Genomic DNA, 4,944 nt, shown 5'->3' with positions numbered 1-4,944 from the left:
GCAGTGGCCTAGGTAAAATACGCCTACGATTTAACTGGGGTATCCCTGGAGTCAAAGACGTGATGCAAGTCATGGCTCCAGCAACCTTTTCCTCTGGGATGCTGCATATTAATGTCTACACCGACTTATTCTTTGCCTCCTTTCTGCCCCAAGCCGATGCCGCTGCTGCTAGCTTAAACTATGCGAATCTTTTAGTAAATACGCCTCTAGGGATTATTTCCAATGTCATTCTAGTCCCCCTACTGCCGGTATTTTCCCGACTAGCCGCTCCTGAAAATTGGCCAGAACTCAAGCAACGAATTCGCCAGGGAATTCTGCTCACTGCCTTGACAATGTTACCCTTAAGTGCATTGATGGTGACCTTAGCCATGCCCATCGTGCAGGTAGTGTATCAGCGTCAAGCCTTTGATGCTAATGCTTCTCGGTTAGTCGCATCAGTGCTTATGGCTTATGGGATGGGAATGTTTGTCTACTTGGGACGAGATGTGCTAGTGCGGGTATTTTATGGTTTAGGAGATGGACAGACACCCTTTCGTCTGAGTGTGATTAATATTATTCTCAATGCTGTACTAGATTACTTTCTAATCGATGCCTTTGGCACACCCGGTATTGTATTTGCCACCATTGGTGTGAATGCCTTTTCCATGGTAGTGCTGTTATGGCTATTAAACCGCAGGCTAAATGGCTTACCTTGGCAAGAGTGGATGTTGCCAATTCTAGGTTTAGCTGTCAGTAGTGTAATAGCTGGTGCCGTAAGTTGGGGAGTTAGTTGGGGGTGTGAGCAACTATTAGAAACCAGTATTATTTGGGTAAAGTTGCTGCAATTGAGTTTAGCTGGATTACTAGGCTTAGGTGTATTTGGTTTGTTAGCAACTCAGTTGAAATTACCAGAAGTCGATATGTTTGTAGCTCGTGTGCGTCAGAAGCTGGGTCGTTAGCAGTATTTAATCCTGTTACCAGTTTATCTTTGCTAAGAGAACTGGCATCAAAGCCTTATCTACTAAGCTTTTCAGGGCTCATGTCACCCCTGATAATATATATATATCAACATGTCACCCTCTCTAATATATATCAATTAGAGGGGTTGACATGAGTAAGCTGGTATGATAAAATTTACATCTGCTGCAGGACTTACGACCCAAGCAAGCTAATCTCGAATTCAAAGAAACCACCTATTGCTTGTGCCATTTTGGTGTGGAATTTTTTGAACAAACTAGCTTATTTGACTGGGTTTAGTGTTTATAAAATTAAGTATCAGCTTCAACAACCTTCTTTAATTATGAGGTTAGTCTGATTCCACAATACTCCATATCTAGTGTCTTTGGGTAAGTCCTGTGAGTTACAATTCTTACCGTAGACGAAAATAAACAGATTAAACACGTATTGGACAATAAGATCATGCCACAAGTATTAGCGCAACTGCGGTGGTTTGATAATGTTGTGCCCTTGCTCTGCCAACACTTTCAGTTAAACCAAGTTACCGAACAATGAAAAAGTATTATTTTATTGTAATCTCAACCTTAGCCTTGTTGACTTGGACAGTCACATGCCAGCAAGTTCTAGCGGACGAGGTTTGGACAACCGCAGAATACAATGTGGTATATCATCAAGACCGCAACAACACCGCTATCTGGCACTACGATAAAGATGGAGTGATCTTTATCGACGGTTTAGCAGGAGTGTACACTGACCGAGGTTCATACAGTGGCTATTGGGTACAGGATTCTTCATCAGTGTGTTGTGATACCTATAGAGAGGGAGCTGATGGAAAACCCACTTACCACTGGGGCAGATTTAAAATCAGCTTCATCGACCCAGATTTCCCCTCCCGTTGGCAAGCTGACATTAGTCTTTGTGATCGCGACCCTAAGGTTACCTGGAATGGCACACCCGTCACGCAATAAGTATTATCCCAAAAGTCCCAATAAAAAACAGAGAAACATCAAGCGAGAGTTGACAATTAGTCCTTGAATCATCCACAATCTTCGACAAACCTACACAGGATTGTCGAAGATGCATTATCGTCCTCATGAATTCGCCAAAATCGCCGGTGTCACCGTTAGAACTCTCCAGCGTTGGGATATTTCGGGAAAATTGGTATACGAGCAAGTATAAGAATGTAAATAATAAAAAAGTTTGCTTGAATGTGGTTTTAAACTATTCGACCATAATCTAATTTAATTAAGCAATCACATTCTTCAAAATAACGGTCATCATGAGTAACAGCAATTACTGTTTTACCTCTACTTTTTAATTCAGGTAAAAGTTTTTTATAGAATACTTTTTTAAATACAGGATCTTGATCTGACGCCCATTCGTCAAATACATAAATAGGACGATCTTCTAAATAAGCAGTGAGTAATGCCAATCTTTTTCGCTGTCCCTGAGAAAGATTTGTTGTTGATAAAACTCCCTGTTTTACGGTTACTTTGCTATCTATATCTAGTAATTTAAGATAGTTTTGTATTTCTGCTTGGCGGCTGAGGTCTATCCCTAACAAGCGCTCAAACAAATAAAAATCATAAAATATTACTGAGAATTGCTGCCGATACCATTCACGATTATCATCCCTTACAGGAATACCATTAAATAAAATTGTTCCCCTATCAGGGGTATATAGACCAGTAATTAATTTAACTAAAGTAGATTTTCCACTACCGTTACCTCCAACAATAAAGATAATTTTTCCAGGTTCAAATTTAATATTAATGTCATTTAAAGTAAATTGATGTTCTTCTTTTTCTCCTTGATAAGTATGGTAAATATTCACTAATTCAAGCTTTGTCCAATTAATATTTAAATCAGCACCTGTAGGAAAATCCGGTTCGACAATTTGTTTGCTTAAAGACAATCCCAAAGACTCGATTTTTTCTAGAGATATACTGCTTTGACTAAGTGCTGGTAAGGTATTTAAAATGGCTCTTACCGGAGTGATTGCATATAAAAAAGTCAAAGTATAACTAGTCAAAACATTAGTAGGAATAAACATAATTTTAGTAACACCTAGCAACAGAATACCCAGGGGAATAAAAAATAAACCTAGCCCATAACTATCAGCGATCGCAAAAGCGGTCATTCCCTGGGTCCAGTGATAGCGAACCCTTGCTGCAGTCTCTTTTAGTTCTTCTTCAAAAAATGTGTTGCGTCTTTGGCGGTGTAGTTTTAATTCTTTAATACCTTGAATGATAGACTGAAAATGTTGGAATAAAATATCTTGTTCGGCTCTAGCAGTCTTAAATCCAGATATCCCTATATTGGCAATGTATTGATAACTAATAATTCCTAGAATAATTAGCATTAAAAACAATATAAATGCTGGGATAGATAGCCAGCATAGGTAAACTAAACAACCGATAATTAGTGAAATATTTAACCCCATTGCAGAGATAGCAATGGAAGAATTAGCAATCGTATTAACGTCTTCAGTAATCGCAGCTAATAATTTTGCTGCACCTAATCTTTCTAGTTGGTTCAAAGGACAGTTGAGAATACTTTGGACTAACTCCAAACGCAGATTATAAATGACATCTTGAGAGAGTCTATTTAGCAATATCCAAGATAGAGCCGATGTACTCATCAGCAATAAACACAATCCAATAAAGCTGATGATTATTCCTACTGAGACTTGATTTATGTTTTGTAAAATATAATTTATTAGTGCAATTAAACCTGCATTACTGGCTCCTGCAAATATGCTAGCGATCGTAGCGATAATAAACAGCTTTCCCGATTTTTGAAACAGAAGACGGATAATTTTCATGGATTTTGGTATTTACTAGGTATTAAATGATTTCACTTAGACTAGTGATGGCAGCCTGAGGGGGTGACATGAGCCCTGAAAAGCTTACTATATAAGGCTTTTATGCCTATATCAGGAAAGATAAACTCGCAAATTGACCCTACGAATGATTTAATAGCAAGCTCAAACCCTTATCACTACCTCCAAGGTCAGCCGAAAATACCATGTATCTTTTAGGTGCGACCCGTGGCGAATTTAATTCTTAATGCGGAAAGAGCACCGATTAAGTAACTGATGGGCTTAAATTATTACCCAGTAAGGATTTAAGCTTGTATGTCACCCCCCCCAGTCAAAAAGTTGAAGGGAGTAATTGTAGAAAAAGCGATTCGCTCACCAGACCCGGAAAGTCCTGATGCCAGTAAGGTTGGACTAGTTTTTGGTAAAAGTCTTTAAAAGTACGGTAGCCCATTTGATCAAAAGCAATTACTTGGGTAATTCGTTCGCTCAAACATATACCGGATGAGGGGTTTCGGGTTTTCAGACCCGCTTATATTAGTTGTGTGTTCCACACAGATTCAAATGCCCACGCTGAAGTAATTGCCCTATCGGGCACCCTACGCGAACGACATGAGAGAAAAGGTCTTATAGACTAAGCATGGAGCAAGTGGAGGGTTGATGGTTGACACTTTTAGCCTACCCGCTTCGCTCCTTCTTATCGAAAACTGACGTTAATACTAACCGAATAAAGTGGTTATACATGTCCTAAAATTAAGGGTTAAGGGCGAACCGGTGCGCCCTTAAAATTGATTGGTGTCGGAAGAACTATAGCTACTATAGTAACGACTAAAATTTAACTGTATTGCCAGATTGCCGAGACATTAAAACCGTAGCCAATCTGGCTCAGAATTGGTAGATTTTTTAATAAAACTTGAGAATCAACCGATTTATTTAGTTAATTTCAGGAGGTTTTAATTATGGAGATTAAGAATCTATTATGTGAGTGATACAGCGGTTTGCAATTCAATTAGGTAAAAAGTTCTGGGTTTTTAGGGAGCAGCGATGCAGCGCGGTCTTGGGGAGGCAGCGCGGTCTTGGGGGTCTCCCCGGAGACGAAACCTGATTACGTTGAGCCTTTATGGTTGGTCGGCTATGCAGAAAAGGGGTAAAACTTATTGATTAGCGTGATTTGCGCGGTCTTGGGGGTT

The 4,944-nt window shown here is 39.4% G+C and carries 4 protein-coding genes; 3 read left to right on the top strand and 1 reads right to left on the bottom strand.

From position 1 onward, the window contains the following. From murJ to F6K52_RS32435, 3 genes are all read left to right on the top strand, one after another. Nucleotides 1-938, top strand: a 938-nt coding sequence (gene murJ / locus F6K52_RS32445; RefSeq protein WP_293088606.1) for a murein biosynthesis integral membrane protein MurJ, incomplete at its 5' end; no start/stop codon positions are given. Nucleotides 939-1,487: 549 nt separating this feature from the next. After that, nucleotides 1,488-1,904, top strand: a complete 417-nt coding sequence (locus tag F6K52_RS32440) for a hypothetical protein (protein ID WP_293088604.1) — start codon at nt 1,488-1,490, stop codon at nt 1,902-1,904. A 109-nt stretch (nt 1,905-2,013) separates the two neighbouring features. Then, nucleotides 2,014-2,115 (top strand): MerR family transcriptional regulator, encoded by a 102-nt coding sequence (locus F6K52_RS32435; protein ID WP_293088602.1) that lies wholly within the window; start codon nt 2,014-2,016, stop codon nt 2,113-2,115. Between the two features lie 37 nt (nt 2,116-2,152). On the opposite strand, the gene F6K52_RS32430 is transcribed toward F6K52_RS32435, so the two are convergent. Next, nucleotides 2,153-3,760 carry a cyclic peptide export ABC transporter gene (locus tag F6K52_RS32430; RefSeq protein WP_293088600.1) on the bottom strand — a complete coding sequence of 536 codons (1,608 nt, stop codon included), beginning with the start codon at nt 3,758-3,760 and terminating at the stop codon, nt 2,153-2,155. Nucleotides 3,761-4,944: the final 1,184 nt, after the last annotated feature.

This window comes from Moorena sp. SIO3H5, assembly GCF_010692395.1.
Taxonomy (GTDB): Bacteria; Cyanobacteriota; Cyanobacteriia; order Cyanobacteriales; family Coleofasciculaceae; genus Moorena.
This window is presented reverse-complemented; position numbering and strand designations above follow the sequence as displayed.